The sequence below is a fragment of the Dolichospermum flos-aquae CCAP 1403/13F genome (assembly GCF_012516395.1).
GTDB lineage: Bacteria > Cyanobacteriota > Cyanobacteriia > Cyanobacteriales > Nostocaceae > Dolichospermum > Dolichospermum lemmermannii.
Genome location: NZ_CP051206.1, coordinates 4,692,381 through 4,707,795 on the forward strand (window position 1 = coordinate 4,692,381; position 15,415 = coordinate 4,707,795).

Genomic DNA, 15,415 nt, shown 5'->3' on the forward strand with positions numbered 1-15,415 from the left:
CGCCCTGAATTTTGCCATATAAGGCATAATGGTTAACAGTTCACAATTTCATTTCATCTATTGTTAAATATTCTAGATTATGCTTGTATCGCAGTCAGGAAATTACCCCATCAACAGCTTGAGTCCTATCGGGGCTAGTGGCAATTTAAGCACCTCTAGCAACATTGTACCGATGGTTGTAGAACAGTCGGGGATGGGAGAAAGGGCATTTGACATCTACTCCCGCTTACTGCGCGAGCGGATTATTTTTTTGGGAACACCGATAGATGATGTTGTCGCTAATTCTATTGTTGCCCAATTACTTTTCCTCGATTCTGAAGACGCGGAAAAGGATATTCAATTGTACATTAATTCTCCTGGTGGCTCTGTCTACGCGGGTATGGTAATCTATGATACAATTCAACAAATACGTCCCGATGTTGTAACTATCTGTTTTGGACTAGCCGCAAGCATGGGGGCTTTTTTATTAACATCTGGAACTGCCGGAAAGCGGATGTCCTTACCTGACTCCCGGATTATGATTCACCAACCCCTGGGTGGCGCTCAAGGGCAGGCTATTGACATTGAAATTCAAGCGCGAGAAATCCTTTACATCAAGGGTGAATTAAATCAATTAATGTCTAAACATACTGGTCAACCCTTGGAAAGAATTGAAACTGATACCGAGCGCGACTTTTTCATGTCAGCAGAAGAGGCGAAGAATTATGGTTTGATTGATCAGGTCATTTCTCGACAAAATCTGCCCACAGCAGGGTAAATCGTCATCATTCTGAAATAAGAGGCTGATATGTCTAAGTACGACTCCCATTTAAAATGTTCATTTTGTGGTAAGTCTCAAGAGCAAGTCCGTAAATTAATCGCAGGTCCGGGAGTCTACATCTGCGATGAATGCGTTGACTTGTGTAATGAAATCCTTGATGAGGAGTTGCTGGATACTAATACTGCGGCAGCATCACAACCAACTCAAAAGTCAGAACCAGCGGAAAAACGGCGGACACGTTCGTCTAATCTCTCATTTAATCAAATTCCTAAACCGAGGGAGATTAAAAATTATTTAGACGAACACGTGATCGGCCAAGATGAAGCTAAAAAAGTGCTATCTGTCGCTGTTTACAATCACTACAAACGGTTGGCTATTCTTCAGGCTAAAGGCAGTGCCAAAGTTGAGGCTGATGATGCTATAGAACTACAAAAGTCCAATATTTTACTTATTGGTCCGACTGGTTGCGGTAAGACTTTATTGGCACAAACTCTCGCTAAAATTCTGGATGTCCCCTTTGCTGTGGCTGATGCTACAACCCTAACTGAAGCGGGGTATGTGGGGGAAGATGTGGAAAATATCTTGTTACGACTGTTGCAAGTGGCTGATTTGGATGTGGAAGAGGCTCAACGGGGCATTATCTACATTGATGAAATTGATAAAATCGCCCGCAAGAGTGAAAATCCCTCGATTACTAGGGATGTTTCTGGGGAAGGGGTACAACAGGCTTTGCTGAAAATGTTGGAGGGGACTGTTGCTAATGTTCCACCACAAGGCGGACGTAAGCACCCATATCAAGATTGTATCCAAATTGATACGAGTAATATTTTGTTTGTCTGTGGTGGGGCTTTTGTCGGTTTGGAAAAGGTTGTAGATCAGAGAGTGGGTAAAAAGTCAATCGGCTTTGTTCAACCAGGAGATGTGCAAACTAAGGAAAAACGCGCTGCGGATACATTGCGTCATTTGCAACCGGATGATTTGGTGAAATTTGGCATGATTCCTGAGTTTATTGGGCGGATTCCCATGGTGGCTGTGGTAGATCCTCTGGATGAGGACGCGCTGATGGCAATTCTGACTGAACCACGCAGCGCTTTGGTGAAACAGTACCAAAAACTGCTGAATATGGACAATGTCCAGTTAGATTTTAAACCAGATGCGTTGCGAGCGATCGCTCAAGAGGCTTATCGGCGAAAAACTGGAGCGCGGGCTTTACGCGGTATTGTGGAAGAGTTGATGCTGGATGTAATGTATGAGTTACCTTCTCGTAAGGATGTGACTCGCTGTACTATTACTAAGGAAATGGTGGAAAAACGTTCTACTGCGGAACTGATAGTACATCCTTCTTCTTTACCTAAACCAGAGTCGGCTTAATTGTCAGTTGTCAGTGGTCAGTAGGGGCGAAGCATTTGGAAGATAAATTATCGGTCATTGCCAAAAATAGTTCTCCAAATGCTTCGCCCGTACAGTTGTCAGAAGCATTTGGAAGATAAATTATCGGTCATTGCCAAAAATAGTTCTCCAAATGCTTCGCCCGTACAGTTGTCAGTTGTCAGTTGTCAATTGACAATTGTTAGTTTTTAATTTTTAATTCTTAATTGTGACAATGAGTTATATAAATGTTCGGGGTGTTGATCATTATTACGAGTGGATGAAAAAATCATCAGATGTTATGAAACCGGTGATGGTTTTTTTGCATGGTTGGGCTGGTTCAGCAAGATATTGGCAAAGTACGGCTGAGGCTTTATTAGATAATTTTGATTGTTTATTATATGATTTACGGGGTTTTGGCCGTTCTCAATGTCAGCCTCATTTAAGTTATGAATTAACAGAATATGCGGAAGATTTGGCGGTTTTATTAAATGAGTTAAATCTTGATCGTGTTTATATTAATGCCCATTCTATGGGTGCTTCTATTGCTACTTTATTTTTTAATCGTTATCCCCAAAAAGTTGAAAAGGGAATTTTAACTTGTAGTGGAATTTTTGAATATGATGAAAAGGCTTTTTCTGCTTTTCATCAATTCGGTGGTTATGTAGTTAAATTCCGTCCCCAATGGTTAAGTAAAATTCCCTTGGCTGATAGAATGTTTATGGCTAGGTTTTTACATCGTTCTATTCCTAAAGCTGAACGACAGGCTTTTTTAGAAGATTTTATTAATGCTAATTATGATGCGGCCTTAGGGACTATTTATACTTCTGTTAGTCAAGAACAAGCGGAAACAATGCCGGGAGAATTTGCGAAATTAACTATCCCAACTTTGCTAATTGCTGGGGAATATGACATTATTATTCCGGCTAAATTAGGAAAAACAGCCGCGGCTTTAAGTGATAAGGTTGAATTAAATATTATTCCCAATACGGGACATTTTCCGATGTTGGAAGACGCAGAAACTTATTTGGCAAAAGTCAAAGAGTTTTTAAGTTGTTCGTAATTGGGTTTGAGCCTAAAATTATCTAAAAATAACTACAAATACTACTTTCTTGTCAATAAATGTTGTCCCACCCGCAAAGCATTAGCAATAATAGTTAACGAAGGATTTACCGCAGCACTAGAAGGAAAAAAGCTACCATCAAACTTACTTCTACCTATTAAGCCAGTTAAAATAGATGAATTATGTTGTTTAAAATTAGAGATTAGTCATTAATTTAGCGTGTATTAATTGTTAATTCTGTATTTTAAATCCTATCAGCAACAGAGCAGAATCGTCCAAGGAGTACATTTTGCAGTAGAATTAGGGCTTTGCATAGAGGAAAGAAAAAAAATGACCCGTGTGATCATCGTGCGTCATGGTCAAAGTACCTACAATATAGAAAAACGTATTCAAGGGCGAACTGATGCCTCATCATTAACTGCAAAAGGTCAAAATGATGCTAGTCAAGCAGGTAAAGCCCTCAGTAGTATTTCCTTTCAAGCTATTTATAGTAGTCCCCTCCAGCGAGCAAAATCCACAGCGGAAATTATCCGCAGTCAATTAGCTACACAATCTCCTGTGATTCAAATTGATGAAAACTTAGTAGAAGTTGATTTACCTCTGTGGGTAGGAATGACTACAAGTGAAGTCAAAGAAAACTTTACTGAAGATTACCGCACTTGGAAAGAACGTCCCCACGAGTTTCGCATGGTTGTCAATGAAGATTCCGGGACTAGAGAACATTTCCCAGTTCTGGCTTTATACGCTCAAGCCAAACAGTTTTGGCAAGAGGTTCTCCCCCAACACCAAGGCGAAACTATCCTGATTGTGGGTCATAATGGCATCAATCGTGCCTTAATTAGCACAGCCTTGGGAATTTCCCCCAGTCGCTACCATTGTTTACAACAATCTAACTGCGGAATTAGTATCTTGAATTTTGCTGGTGGTTTGGGTGAACCAGTGCAGTTAGAATCCATGAATCAAACCCAACATTTGGGTGAAACTTTCCCTTCCTTGCGTCCTGGTCACGAAGGCGTAAGATTATTATTAGTGCGTCACGGGGAAACAGAATGGAATCGTCAAGGCAAATTTCAAGGACAAATTGATATTCCCCTCAATGATCATGGTAGAAACCAAGCTGCAAAAGCCGCAGAATTTCTCAAAGACGTAAATATTGATTTTGCTGTTAGCAGTACCATGTCCCGTCCCAAGGAAACAGCGGAAATTATCTTAAAATATCATGCTAGTTTGAAATTAGAACTATTTGCTGGTTTAAGAGAAATTAGTCATGGACTTTGGGAAGGCAAATTTGAATCAGAAATTGAGCAAGAATTTCCTGGTGAATTAGAAAGTTGGCGCACAATTCCCGCCAATGTGCAAATGCCAGAAGGGGAAAATTTAGAACAGGTCAAAGAACGCAGTGTTACTGATTGGAATACTATAGTTGAAAATGCCCAATCGCAGCAATTACAACTAGGATTGGTCGTCGCCCATGATGCCACTAATAAAACCTTGTTATGCCATATTCTCGGTTTATCTAACGAGAATTTCTGGAACTTCCGTCAAGGTAATGGTGCTGTGAGTGTCATTGATTATCCTCATGGGATTCAAGGTTATCCAGTTCTGCAAGCGATGAATATTACTGGGCATTTAAGTAATGGTGTTCTTGATAAAACTGCGGCTGGTGCATTGTAGTTGAGATAAGTTGTTAGGGTAATTGATGAATTGCCCTAATATCAAATAGAGTAGGAGATTAAGAATAATTTAACGCAGATAAACGCAGATAAACGCAGATAAACGCAGATAAGAAGGGATGAATTAATGGATTTAAACGGAAATTGTTACAATCTAATTCACAAAGTGCCTGATACCGGAGATAGATGGTACAAAATATGGTACAAACGATAGACTTATTAAATTAAACACACTGATATTCTAAAATCATGAAAGCATCTGCAAAATTCGACTTTGAAGACGAAAAATTTAATGCCCCACCGTCCCAAGTGATTCCCTGGGGTTTAATGATCAATCCTGGCTATGGTACAGATGGTTTACAAAGCTATGGTTTAGCGATTAGCCGTGATAATGCTCAGTCTGTTGGGTTTGAAGCAGATGATAATTGGCAACAGGTAGAACATGAATTTAGTTCTGGAGAAGTAGCAACAATATTTATTACTACTACTCCTAAACTGGTGATTGTGCGTCGTGGTCCGTTATCTGTGCAAGATCGGGAAACCAAGATTAGATTAGGTACATACAAAGATTACAAAGAAGAGTTTTTAGCTGATAAACTTAAATTCAAAATTTATACTCGCCATTTGATTTTTTTAGTCGGTGAAGATAAAAAGTTTTTGCATCAATCACCTCTACAATTAACTCTGAGTGGTTCACCCGGCGCTAGTTTTGGTAAAAATTACGCTGAATATCAACAAGGGAGAATTACTGGCGGTTTTGCTGGGGAATTGGAAAAAGCTTATGCTGGTTTTCAAAAGAAACCAATAACTCCCAAGGGTCCTTTATTTCATGCTCATGGGATTTTTTGCCCTATCATTGAACCGGAAGAAAGAGGAATAGAACCGAATATTGCTTTGGTAGCTTCAACTGTAGATTATAAACATCCCACAATTTCAACTTTAATAGATTATATGATTGCCTCAGATTCCCCTGAGTCAGCAATTATTTGTAAGACTTTTGAAGAATACAAAGAATTTGGTAAGGAAGTGATTAAACCAGAGGCTTCTAAAGTAGAAACTTCTGGTGTTACTAGTTCTTATGTCTATGCGGATGACGATGAATTTAGTTATCCACCGTATTAGGTAGTAGGGGAGCAGGGGAGAAATTTTCTTCTTTCTTTCTCCTGACTCCTGACTCCTGACTCCTGACTCCTATTCTTTGAGTAGTAAATAGAATAGTAAACCGTTACCGCCGGAAATACCAGCGCGATCGCCTGCTAATTCACCAGAACCCATGAAATAATCAACTCTTCCTGGGCCTTTAATTGCACTACCTGTGTCTTGATCTAAGACAAAACGGTTAACTAGACGAGATTCCAGTTTGCCACCATTAGTAGGATAGGGAAAAGAATTGATAATTAGGGCTAATGCACCCGGTGGCATGAGAGATTTATCTGTAGCAATGGAACGTTCCGCAGTGACAGGAACAAGAATACTACCCGTCGCTGGTGTACCGTTAGTTTCTGCAAAGAAAACAAATCTTTCCCAACGAGGTAAATAATTACTTAACTCCTTGGGATGTTGGCGAAAATAAGTAATTAATTTAGGCATAGTTAAACCACTAAGTGGTAGTTTGCCATCTTTTGCCAGTTCTTTACCAATGGAAGTCCAAGCATAATCAGTTCCTCCAGCATAACCAACGGATGTTCTGCGTCCATTGGTTAATTTAATTTGGGCTGAACCTTGGATATGAACCATGTATGGATCTAGACGATTACTAAACCACAGAAGTTCTAACCCTCGCAACCTGCTTTTATCCCCCAGCAACCCATTCTTGCCTTCCAAATCAATCCTTTTAGGATGAGGTTTTGGCCATTTCTGGAAATCCGGTGGCAGACGATAAAGAGGATACTTGTATACAGAAGTCCTGACACGGCTGGCAGTATACACAGGCTCATAATAAGCAGTGAACTTAACAGTTCCCTTACCATCGTTGCCTACAGACTGGTAAAAGACAAATTCCCGGCGCACAGCAGCTTGTAATTCTGCCGCTGACTGAGAACTAACAACCAGTTGTCGAAAGCGTAGCAAACTCCGCTGCACCCGATTTAGGGTAATTTCCTTGATTGGGTAAGTTTGATAGATAGCGATCGCTTTATTAGTTGCCAAATAGCGCAAACTGTTATCTATAGAACTTAGCAATGCTTGTTTATCACCTTGTTTACCCCAAAGTTGTTCATCTAAACCCAGGCAATTTTGGGGCGTACAAACAGTTTCTAAATTAATAGGTTCGAGGGCTGGTAATACTGCTGGTGGTACTTCAGGCGTTACTGGGATTGTAACTGGCTGCGAATTAGGAGCTTGAGCGACAACTGACGAAAGTGGATTTATCAAGGCAATTCCCAGACTTAAAGCAAGCAAAGTAAGGTTTTTTCTCATTTTTATCTTTCAATACTGGAATTAAAAATTGGTTCTACTCGAATCCCTGCAATCTTAGACGGACGTACCACCATATATTCTCCCTGAATATTTTTAATCGGTACGCTAATAAAATCATGAGAAGCTGACTTTGGCACAAGCTCACCGCTATACCACTTTTGAAATTCTTGAATAGTAGGAAAGCGCACTTCTTCCCGATGTCCATTGTCTAAGAGCAGGAAGACAGCATATTCACTCGGAGTTCTGGGCATAAATTTACATGACTAAAGATACAGCTACTCCATTGTTCACCACGTTACACCACTTTGACAGTCTCAGGGCTAAATTTGCGTTCCTAAGTTTTAAGTTTCCGGCATTCTCCTGATAATTTTCGGTGAATCAGCAAGATGGAATGTTTTGATCCTGTTCCTAGGTTATGTTTATATTTGAGGTTTTTGACCTCTTGGTTACAAGTCACAGTAAAAATGTCTAATCAAGTTTGGTTATCACAGTTAAAAATACACCGAGCGATCGCGGTGATTCGCGCCCCAAAAATGGTATGGGGTGAGCAAATGGCCATAGCTGTAGCATCTGGGGGAATGCAGTTAATTGAAATTACCTGGAATAGCGATCATGCACCCGAATTAATTTCCCAACTCCGCGCCAAATTACCTAACTGTATGATTGGGACAGGAACGTTATTTAATGTCCAACAGTTAGAAGATGCGATCGCTTGTGGGGCGCAATTTCTCTTCAGTCCCCACACTGATCCCGAAATGATTCAAGCCGCAGTAGCCAAAAATATTCCGATTATTCCCGGTGCATTGACACCGACAGAAATTATTACCGCTTGGAATTATGGAGCAAGTTGTGTCAAGGTGTTTCCCGTGCAATCAGTGGGAGGAACTAGCTATATCAAAAGTTTACAAGGACCTCTTGGGCATATTCCCTTAATACCTACTGGTGGGGTGACATTAGAAAATGCCAAAGATTTTTTGCAAGTTGGTGCGGTAGCCGTAGGGTTGAGTAGCGAATTATTTCCGCAAGCATCAGTGTTACAGAAAAATTGGCAAGCAATCAGTCAACAAGCAAAAACCCTCATGCAGAGGTTACAATAGTAGTTACAGCACTTTCCGGTGTGATGAGGTACTTATGTAGGGCTTGCTGAAAAAGTCTTTTCGTGAGAGGTAGGAGTATGGCTAACGCCACGCTTCGCTATCAATTACCAGCTACTAATCGGTGTGTTTACCATGAATAGCCTAATTTATCCTCACTGGGTGCATCCCTTACAAATGTTAGTTGCGGGTACGGTGGTTATTCAGAAATAAGATATTTCGATCCTATTACCGCCTGGTTGTTGAGATACTCACCGACCTAAAGGTGTGGTAATTCTTGACGCTTCACCGACTGACGCTAACCTTTGCTAGTCTTACTCTGTCTCTGCGCCCGTTTAGAGTCGTGGCAATGGCCTATCCCGACACTTAGGCTTGGCTGAGTGCAAGCTTTTTTCAAAAAACATATTGTCTATTAAGTTTTTCTGGGGATTTTATTTCTTGGAAGTCCCCAAGCTATTGGTAATAATATGACCCGTGCTGCTTCTGAGTTACGCAAACTGTCTATCTATGCTCCTTGCACAGCCCTAACCACACCTTGATATATTCACAGAAGTATTTATCAAAACAAAGTAAAAAAAACAACACTAAAATTTGAAAAATTATTTTATAAAAAATCAGCCTAGCCGTGCTAAAGTTTTGATCTTGTTATATTCCTTAGCTGCTTCAGCTTATGCACCTGCCTTCATTGCATCCACAACACCTTGAAGAATTAGTCAAGACTAGTGGTATAAACTTAGACTTAATTCCTTTGAATTTTAAATCGCTTCAAGGTATCAGTGCTTATGAATATTTGCTCATTTCTGACCAACTCCCTCGCACCAATACAGGGATGATTAAAAATGCTTGGTTACAGCGGTATACCCATGTTACAGAAGGTGGTTGGTGGTGTTCTGGACTAGACCCTCTCAATAATTGGCATAAGATGGAATGGGGATGTTTTAAACCCAACCAACCGCGACAAAATCAAAAGGGCAAATCAATTAAATATGAACACCCTCCCAGCACACCCACACGCATATTTTGTTTACGCATATCCTTACAAATTTGGCAACAAGTTGGCCAACGTTACAACTTAGCCATACCGGAAAATATTACTATTAATCATGATGGTGAAGCCGAAGGTTTTTGGTCATGGGTAATTAAAAATAAAATAGCCATTGTCATTTGTGAAGGTGTGAAAAAAGCCGCAGCCCTTTTAAGCCAAGGATATGTTGCTATTGCTATTCCTGGTATTAATAGCGGTTATCGAGTTATTAAAGATGAATTTGGCAAAGTTACCCGGCGGCAATTAATACCTGATTTAGCAGTATTCACAAACATAAAACGCAACTTTTATATTTGTTTTGATTTTGAAACCCAAGGCAAAAAAATTGCGGCTGTCAATAATGCTATTTCTCAATTGGGTTGTTTATTTCAACAACAAAACTGTCCTGTTAAAGTTGTCGAACTTCCAGGCAAAGAAAAAGGAGTTGATGAATTTATCATTGCCAAAGGTGCAACAGCCTTTGATAAAACTTATCGTCAAAGCCTAGATTTAGATATTTATATTGCCCAAACCAAACCCCATACAGAGTTAACAATTCCCGCTGCACTTACTGTTAACCGTCCTTATTTGGGAAAAATTGCCTTTCCTACCTCTGGTTTAGTAGGAGTAAAATCAGCCAAGGGTACAGGTAAAACCACAGCATTAAAAAGCATTGTTCAACGAGCAAAAAATCATAATCAACCAGTTTTATTAATTACCCATAGAATCATCTTGGGACGGTTTTTATGTGATAAAATCGGGATTAAATGGGGTTTTGAGCATGAATCATGGCGGATAGAAGCTGATGAAGTAGCTGTTAAGTTTCCGTTACCAATTACGCCATCTTTGGGATTATGTGTAGATTCAATTTGGAAATTAAAACCCGAAGATTGGCACGGTGCCATATTAATTTTAGATGAGGTTGAGCAGTCTTTATGGCATTTACTCAATAGTAATACCTGTAAACAAAAACGAGTTAAAATTCTTCGTATTTTCCAACAACTAATTTCTACAGTTCTCACAACAGGAGGTTTGATAATTGCCCAAGATGCCGATTTATCAGATGTATCTTTAGAATATTTACAGACCTTAGCCGGAATTAAATTAAATCCTTGGGTAGTTGTCAATGAATGGAAACCGGAAAAAGGTTGGGATACAACTTTTTATGATTCACCCAATCCCACACCCCTAATTCATCAATTAGAATTAGATTTAATTGCTGGACGTAAATGCTATGTTACTACCGATAGTCGTTCTGGACGCTACAGTTGTGAAACTATTGAACGTTATTTAAAAGAACGTTTACAGAAACTCAGAAGAGAATTTCCTGAAACTTTAGTAGTTAGTAGTCATACTACTAATACACCTGGTCATGCAGCCGTTGATTTGATAGCTGCTATTAATCAAAAAATCACTGATTATGATACTGTTTTTGTTACCCCTAGTTTGGGAACAGGAATTAGTATTGATGTTCAACATTTTGACCGAGTTTATGGCATTTTTCAAGGGGTAATTCCTGACTCAGAAGCCCGTCAAGCTTTAGCAAGAGTTAGGGATAATGTTCCCCGTATTGTTTGGTGTGCTAAACGCGGTATTGGCTTAATTGGTAGTGGCAGTACAAATTATCGGTTACTGTCTAATTGGTATCAAGAAAATCAAAAAGAAAACTTAGCTTTATTAAGTCCATTACATAAAATAGATGTAGATTTACCTCTAGTTTATGATCCTATTCATTTACGCACTTGGGCAAAATTATCTGCTAGGGTAAATGCTTCTATTCGTCTTTATCGGCAATCAATGCAGGATGGATTAATAAATGATGGTCATCAAATTCAAATGCGAAGTAATGAAGTCCAAAATAACATTCTTCGTGATTTGCGTTTAGCCTTTTTTGCCACTGAACCTAGTGATGTAGAAAATCGCAAACGGTTAATTGTAGAAATTGTTAAAGTGCAAAAAGATTGGGGACAAAGTCTTCAAAAAGCCAAGGAAATTAAACGCAAAATCAAAGAAATTAAGCAGCAAAATCAATCAGCAGCAGCAAATTCTGTAGCTAATGCTAAAGATATTGACTATGTGGAATATGAACAGCTATTAACTAAACATTCTCTTAGCAATGGAGAACGTCATCAAGTTGATAAATATATTCTCAGACAAAGGTATGGAATTGTAGTTACTCCCCAACTCAAATTACAGGATGAAAAAGGTTATTATGGACAATTATTAATTCATTATTATCTGACTCATGAAAGTGAATATTTTCATGTAAAAGATCAGCAAGAATGGAGTCAGCAGTTATTGTGGGGTGAAGGTAAAGTTTTTCTCCCAGATTTAAGAACTTATACGTTGAAAGTAGAAGCTATGCGGGCTTTAGGAATGATGCAATTTCTGGAAACAGAAAGAGTATTTAGTGAAAATGACGCTGATTTAATTTGGCTAAAAAATGTAGCTGGACAAAGTAGTAGACATATTAAACGCGCTTTAGGTATTGATTTAGTTAGAGGTAAAGAATCTGTTGCGGGAATTAAGTTATTAAGCCGACTTTTAGGTTTGTTAGGTTTGAAATTACAGCAAGTCGATGATGGTTATAAAATTGATTTAGACACTCTAAATGATGGTAGAGATAAAATATTTGCAGTTTGGCAACACCGTGATGATTTGATGTTAACTACTTTACATAATATGGAATGTGAAATTGTAGATTTATCTAAAAAGTCTCAACAGGAAGCTGTACTGATAAGTTAAACAAAAAAACAGATACCCGACTTCTCAAAGAAATCGGGTATCTATCTGATCTATCTGTGGTAAAATCTATTTTGTGTGCTTACAAGTTACAAAATGAATAAAAATATTGATTTTGATGTTGTTAATGCTTTACACCAACAGGGTTTAGATCATTATCATGATGGTAATTATCAACAAGCACTGGCTAATTTTGATGCGGCTTTAGAATTATATGCTAATTTTTCGATGGCTTATATTAATCGAGGTAATATTTTTCATATTTTAGGTAATTATGAAAAAGCTATTGCTGATTATAATCAATGTATAAAAATCAATCCTAATTTTCCTGAAGCTTACCATAATCGGGGTAACAGTTATTATGCTTTGCAAGAATATCAAAGTGCAATTTCTAATTATAATCGTTCTCTAGAAATTAATCCTAAATTTGGTGCAGCTTACTACAATCGGGGTTTAGTTTATGCCCGTATTCAAGATTATTATCAAGCAATTGCTGATTTTAATCAAGCATTAAAAATAGTTCCTGATGATATTCAAGCATACTATGAACGGGGTTTAGTCCATAGTAATTTGGGAGATTATGAAAATGCCATTAAAGATTACAACCAAGCATTACAAATTAATCCTACATTAGTTTCAGTATATGGTTTTCGAGCAAATGCACATCACCAACTGGGAAATTATGAAAATGCGATTATTGATTATAATCAAGCATTACAAATTGATCCTCATTTAGCAACAGCTTACTATGGAAGGGGCATGGTACGAGAAGCTATACAGGATCTTATTGGTGCAGTTGCAGATTATACTCAAGCTATAGAAGTATCTCCAGAATTTGCCTCAGCTTACTGTAAGCGAGGAGATGCTTACAAGTTGTTAGGTAATATACAAACAGCTATTCAAGACTATAACCAAGCATTAAAGATAGATTCTGATTCTTTAGCAGCATATTATCATCGAGGAAGTAGTCGTTATATAGTTAAAGATTTTACAGGAGCAATTAGTGATTTTACTGAAGCTTTACGATTAGATTCCCAGTCTGCTGTATTTTATAGCGATCGCGCTAATGCTCGTTATGCCCTAAAGGAGTACCAAAAAGCCATATCAGATTATACTCAAGCCATCAGCATTAACCCTAATTTAGCTGAAGACTGGTTTAATCGCGGTCGTAGTCACTTTCTGGTAGGAGAATTAAATACCGCATTAGCAGATTTAACTCAATCTATTCACTTGCAACCACGCTATCCTTTAGCTTATTTAGTCAGAGCAGACATACATAGACATTTGGGGAATCAGCTAGACGCAATCGCCGATTTCCGTAAATCTGCTGATCTCTATTCTCAGTCAGGAAACACGCGATATTATCAGGAAATTACCAATCTGATTGCCAAAATGTCTCAGACTTGAATAGGGAACAGGGAACAGGGGAGAAACTTCTTTCTTCTTTCTTCCTCCTGACTCCTGACTCCTGACTCCTGACTCCTGACTCCTCAGTTAATTTCTCGATAGCGTTTTTGAAGATCCTGAATTGTGAATAAAGCCTCAAACTGCAAGCCAGCGGACTCATATAACGCCCCACCGCCTTGCAATCTATCTATTAGGGAAATTACCCTATCTACCGTATAACCAGCCGCCTGTAACCGCTCCACAGCCTTGAGTGCAGATTGTCCAGTTGTTACCACATCTTCCAAAACTACGACTTTTGCACCCTGGGGTAAACTGGGACCTTCAATGTAAGCCATTGTCCCGTGTCCCTTTGTTTCCTTGCGAATAATTAAAGCTGGTATAGGTCTATTTTCGTACACAGAAACCACACTAACTGCGGAGACAATCGGATCAGCCCCCAAGGTTAAACCGGCTACAGCTTGAGTATCTTCAGGCAACATTGGTAACAATAACCTCGCCATAGCCAAAGCCCCTTGGGGATGGAGTGTGACTTGTTTACCATTAATATAGTAAGAACTATGTTGTCCAGAGGAAAGAACAAAATCACCTTCTTGATACGCAAGCTGGCAAAATAAATCTAGTAGCTTTTGACGGAGAGTAGTTAAATCAGTGGTAACAGCCCAAATATCTGGGTTGCTAAGGGTTTGAGTAGAATAAGACATTACAAACAATTAAAAGTTGTGTTAAACCAAAATTGAAACTCAATAGAGTTCTCCAATTAAGCATAAATTAAGATTTACCCAAAACCTAGCGAGAATTAAATTAATTTAATTCTGTCCGCAGAAACGAGCTTGGCTTTCGCGCTGAGAGTGTCAATCTCCCTCTTCGCTGATGACTACCTTACCTCGAAAGACAAAGTAATTGTAGATGTTGTAAAACAACATAATCGGAATCAAAAACCCAATGAAAGTAATCATAAAAACCATTGAAGTAGCAGAAGATGCTGCTTGATAAATAGTAATAGTGGGGGGAATAATGTAGGGAAAGGCAATAAATCCTAAACCAATAAATGTCAGCAGAAATATTAATGCTGTGTAAACAAATGAGGCAACTTCTTCTTTCCGGTTTAGGCTTTCTAACAGCAACCAAATCAACAGCATACCCAACAAAGGAATTAGGGCAAAGATATAAACTTCTGGTTGATGAAATAGTTTAAGTCTAGCATTTTCATAGACAATTGGCGTAGTAATGGTAATTAAAATTGCGCCAATAAAAGTTGTCCAAGCTGCTAATTTTGCTGTACGAAAATGAGTTTCTTGTAATGTCCCTTCAGTCTTTAAAATCAGGTAAGTTGAACCAATCAATACATAACCTTGTACAAGTGTCAATGCTGTTAATAATGATTGCCAACTTAACCAATCCCACATCCCACCAATAAAATGCCCGGCCGCATCAACTTTGATTCCTGCTAATACACCACCTAATGCAAATCCTTGAAATAAAGCAGCAATAAAACTACCAATTCCAAAGGCAAAATTCCAAAAACTTTTATTATCAGAATGTTCTCGAAATTCAAAAGCAACAGCCCGCAAAATTAACCCCACAACCATTACCATCAAAGGTAGATAAAGGGCATTTAAAATTGTTCCATAAGCTAAAGGAAAAGCCCCAAATAATGCTCCTGCCATCAAAACTAACCAGGTTTCGTTAGCATCCCAAACGTTACCTAAACTGGTCATTAATAAACTACGGCGTTTCTCATCAGAAGCAGTCAAAGAGAGGATACCAACGCCTAAATCAAAGCCATCTAAAAGCACATACAGGAACAGAAATAGCCCTAGAATGAAAAACCAAACTTGTGGTAAAAAGCGCAATAAAGCTGTCATA

Annotated in this window: 14 protein-coding genes; 10 read left to right on the forward strand and 4 right to left on the reverse strand. The window is 38.7% G+C overall.

The features are described 5' to 3' along the window. Positions 1-79: 79 nt before the first annotated feature. From clpP to HGD76_RS22480, 7 genes are all read left to right on the forward strand, one after another. Positions 80-757, forward strand: a complete 678-nt coding sequence (gene clpP / locus HGD76_RS22450; protein ID WP_168697083.1) for an ATP-dependent Clp endopeptidase proteolytic subunit ClpP — start codon at positions 80-82, stop codon at positions 755-757. A gap of 30 nt (positions 758-787) precedes the next feature. Further along, positions 788-2,131, forward strand: coding sequence for an ATP-dependent protease ATP-binding subunit ClpX (gene clpX / locus HGD76_RS22455; protein ID WP_015078066.1), 1,344 nt, complete (start codon positions 788-790; stop codon positions 2,129-2,131). 78 nt (positions 2,132-2,209) lie between these two features. Then, a complete protein-coding gene (locus HGD76_RS26040) occupies positions 2,210-2,341 on the forward strand; it encodes a hypothetical protein (RefSeq protein ID WP_267904296.1) in 132 nt (43 codons plus the stop codon). 22 nt (positions 2,342-2,363) lie between these two features. Further along, complete coding sequence (locus HGD76_RS22465) at positions 2,364-3,191, forward strand: alpha/beta fold hydrolase (protein WP_015078067.1); 828 nt, start codon at positions 2,364-2,366, stop codon at positions 3,189-3,191. 6 nt (positions 3,192-3,197) lie between these two features. Further along, on the forward strand, positions 3,198-3,404 hold the full coding sequence (locus HGD76_RS22470; protein WP_168697084.1) for a hypothetical protein: 207 nt from the start codon (positions 3,198-3,200) through the stop codon (positions 3,402-3,404). Between the two features lie 117 nt (positions 3,405-3,521). Beyond that, a complete protein-coding gene (locus tag HGD76_RS22475) occupies positions 3,522-4,865 on the forward strand; it encodes a histidine phosphatase family protein (RefSeq protein ID WP_168697085.1) in 1,344 nt (447 codons plus the stop codon). 248 nt (positions 4,866-5,113) lie between these two features. After that, positions 5,114-5,986: a DUF5895 domain-containing protein gene (locus tag HGD76_RS22480; protein WP_168697086.1), complete on the forward strand. Its 873-nt coding sequence runs from the start codon at positions 5,114-5,116 to the stop codon at positions 5,984-5,986. A gap of 69 nt (positions 5,987-6,055) precedes the next feature. Here the strand turns inward: HGD76_RS22480 and mltA are convergent, their stop codons facing one another. After that, positions 6,056-7,282 (reverse strand): murein transglycosylase A, encoded by a 1,227-nt coding sequence (gene mltA / locus HGD76_RS22485; RefSeq protein ID WP_168697087.1) that lies wholly within the window; start codon positions 7,280-7,282, stop codon positions 6,056-6,058. 2 nt (positions 7,283-7,284) lie between these two features. Continuing rightward, positions 7,285-7,533 (reverse strand): hypothetical protein, encoded by a 249-nt coding sequence (locus HGD76_RS22490; RefSeq protein ID WP_015078072.1) that lies wholly within the window; start codon positions 7,531-7,533, stop codon positions 7,285-7,287. 213 nt (positions 7,534-7,746) lie between these two features. Between HGD76_RS22490 and HGD76_RS22495 the strand changes: the two genes are divergently transcribed. The 3 genes from HGD76_RS22495 to HGD76_RS22505 all read left to right on the forward strand — a co-directional run bounded on the left by HGD76_RS22495 (position 7,747) and on the right by HGD76_RS22505 (position 13,549). Further along, positions 7,747-8,379, forward strand: a complete 633-nt coding sequence (locus tag HGD76_RS22495; RefSeq protein ID WP_041458166.1) for a bifunctional 4-hydroxy-2-oxoglutarate aldolase/2-dehydro-3-deoxy-phosphogluconate aldolase — start codon at positions 7,747-7,749, stop codon at positions 8,377-8,379. A 667-nt stretch (positions 8,380-9,046) separates the two neighbouring features. After that, a complete protein-coding gene (locus HGD76_RS22500; protein WP_168697088.1) occupies positions 9,047-12,145 on the forward strand; it encodes a plasmid replication protein, CyRepA1 family in 3,099 nt (1,032 codons plus the stop codon). Positions 12,146-12,238: 93 nt separating this feature from the next. Beyond that, positions 12,239-13,549: a tetratricopeptide repeat protein gene (locus tag HGD76_RS22505; protein ID WP_168697089.1), complete on the forward strand. Its 1,311-nt coding sequence runs from the start codon at positions 12,239-12,241 to the stop codon at positions 13,547-13,549. Positions 13,550-13,632: 83 nt separating this feature from the next. Here the strand turns inward: HGD76_RS22505 and pyrE are convergent, their stop codons facing one another. Next, positions 13,633-14,250 carry an orotate phosphoribosyltransferase gene (gene pyrE / locus HGD76_RS22510; protein WP_168697090.1) on the reverse strand — a complete coding sequence of 206 codons (618 nt, stop codon included), beginning with the start codon at positions 14,248-14,250 and terminating at the stop codon, positions 13,633-13,635. Between the two features lie 150 nt (positions 14,251-14,400). Further along, positions 14,401-15,414, reverse strand: coding sequence for a cytochrome d ubiquinol oxidase subunit II (gene cydB / locus HGD76_RS22515; RefSeq protein WP_168697091.1), 1,014 nt, complete (start codon positions 15,412-15,414; stop codon positions 14,401-14,403). Position 15,415: the final 1 nt, after the last annotated feature.

What these genes read in the sequence shown, in the direction of transcription:
- mltA (WP_168697087.1), bottom strand. Translation starts at nt 7,282, where the DNA reads ATGAGAAAAAACCTTACTTTGCTTGCTTTAAGTCTGGGAATTGCCTTG.
- HGD76_RS22465 (WP_015078067.1), top strand. Translation starts at nt 2,364, where the DNA reads ATGAGTTATATAAATGTTCGGGGTGTTGATCATTATTACGAGTGGATG.
- clpX (WP_015078066.1), top strand. Translation starts at nt 788, where the DNA reads ATGTCTAAGTACGACTCCCATTTAAAATGTTCATTTTGTGGTAAGTCT.
- HGD76_RS26040 (WP_267904296.1), top strand. Translation starts at nt 2,210, where the DNA reads ATGCTTCGCCCGTACAGTTGTCAGAAGCATTTGGAAGATAAATTATCG.
- cydB (WP_168697091.1), bottom strand. Translation starts at nt 15,414, where the DNA reads ATGACAGCTTTATTGCGCTTTTTACCACAAGTTTGGTTTTTCATTCTA.
- HGD76_RS22505 (WP_168697089.1), top strand. Translation starts at nt 12,239, where the DNA reads ATGAATAAAAATATTGATTTTGATGTTGTTAATGCTTTACACCAACAG.
- HGD76_RS22500 (WP_168697088.1), top strand. Translation starts at nt 9,047, where the DNA reads ATGCACCTGCCTTCATTGCATCCACAACACCTTGAAGAATTAGTCAAG.
- HGD76_RS22475 (WP_168697085.1), top strand. Translation starts at nt 3,522, where the DNA reads ATGACCCGTGTGATCATCGTGCGTCATGGTCAAAGTACCTACAATATA.
- HGD76_RS22490 (WP_015078072.1), bottom strand. Translation starts at nt 7,533, where the DNA reads ATGCCCAGAACTCCGAGTGAATATGCTGTCTTCCTGCTCTTAGACAAT.
- clpP (WP_168697083.1), top strand. Translation starts at nt 80, where the DNA reads ATGCTTGTATCGCAGTCAGGAAATTACCCCATCAACAGCTTGAGTCCT.
- pyrE (WP_168697090.1), bottom strand. Translation starts at nt 14,250, where the DNA reads ATGTCTTATTCTACTCAAACCCTTAGCAACCCAGATATTTGGGCTGTT.
- HGD76_RS22495 (WP_041458166.1), top strand. Translation starts at nt 7,747, where the DNA reads ATGTCTAATCAAGTTTGGTTATCACAGTTAAAAATACACCGAGCGATC.
- HGD76_RS22480 (WP_168697086.1), top strand. Translation starts at nt 5,114, where the DNA reads ATGAAAGCATCTGCAAAATTCGACTTTGAAGACGAAAAATTTAATGCC.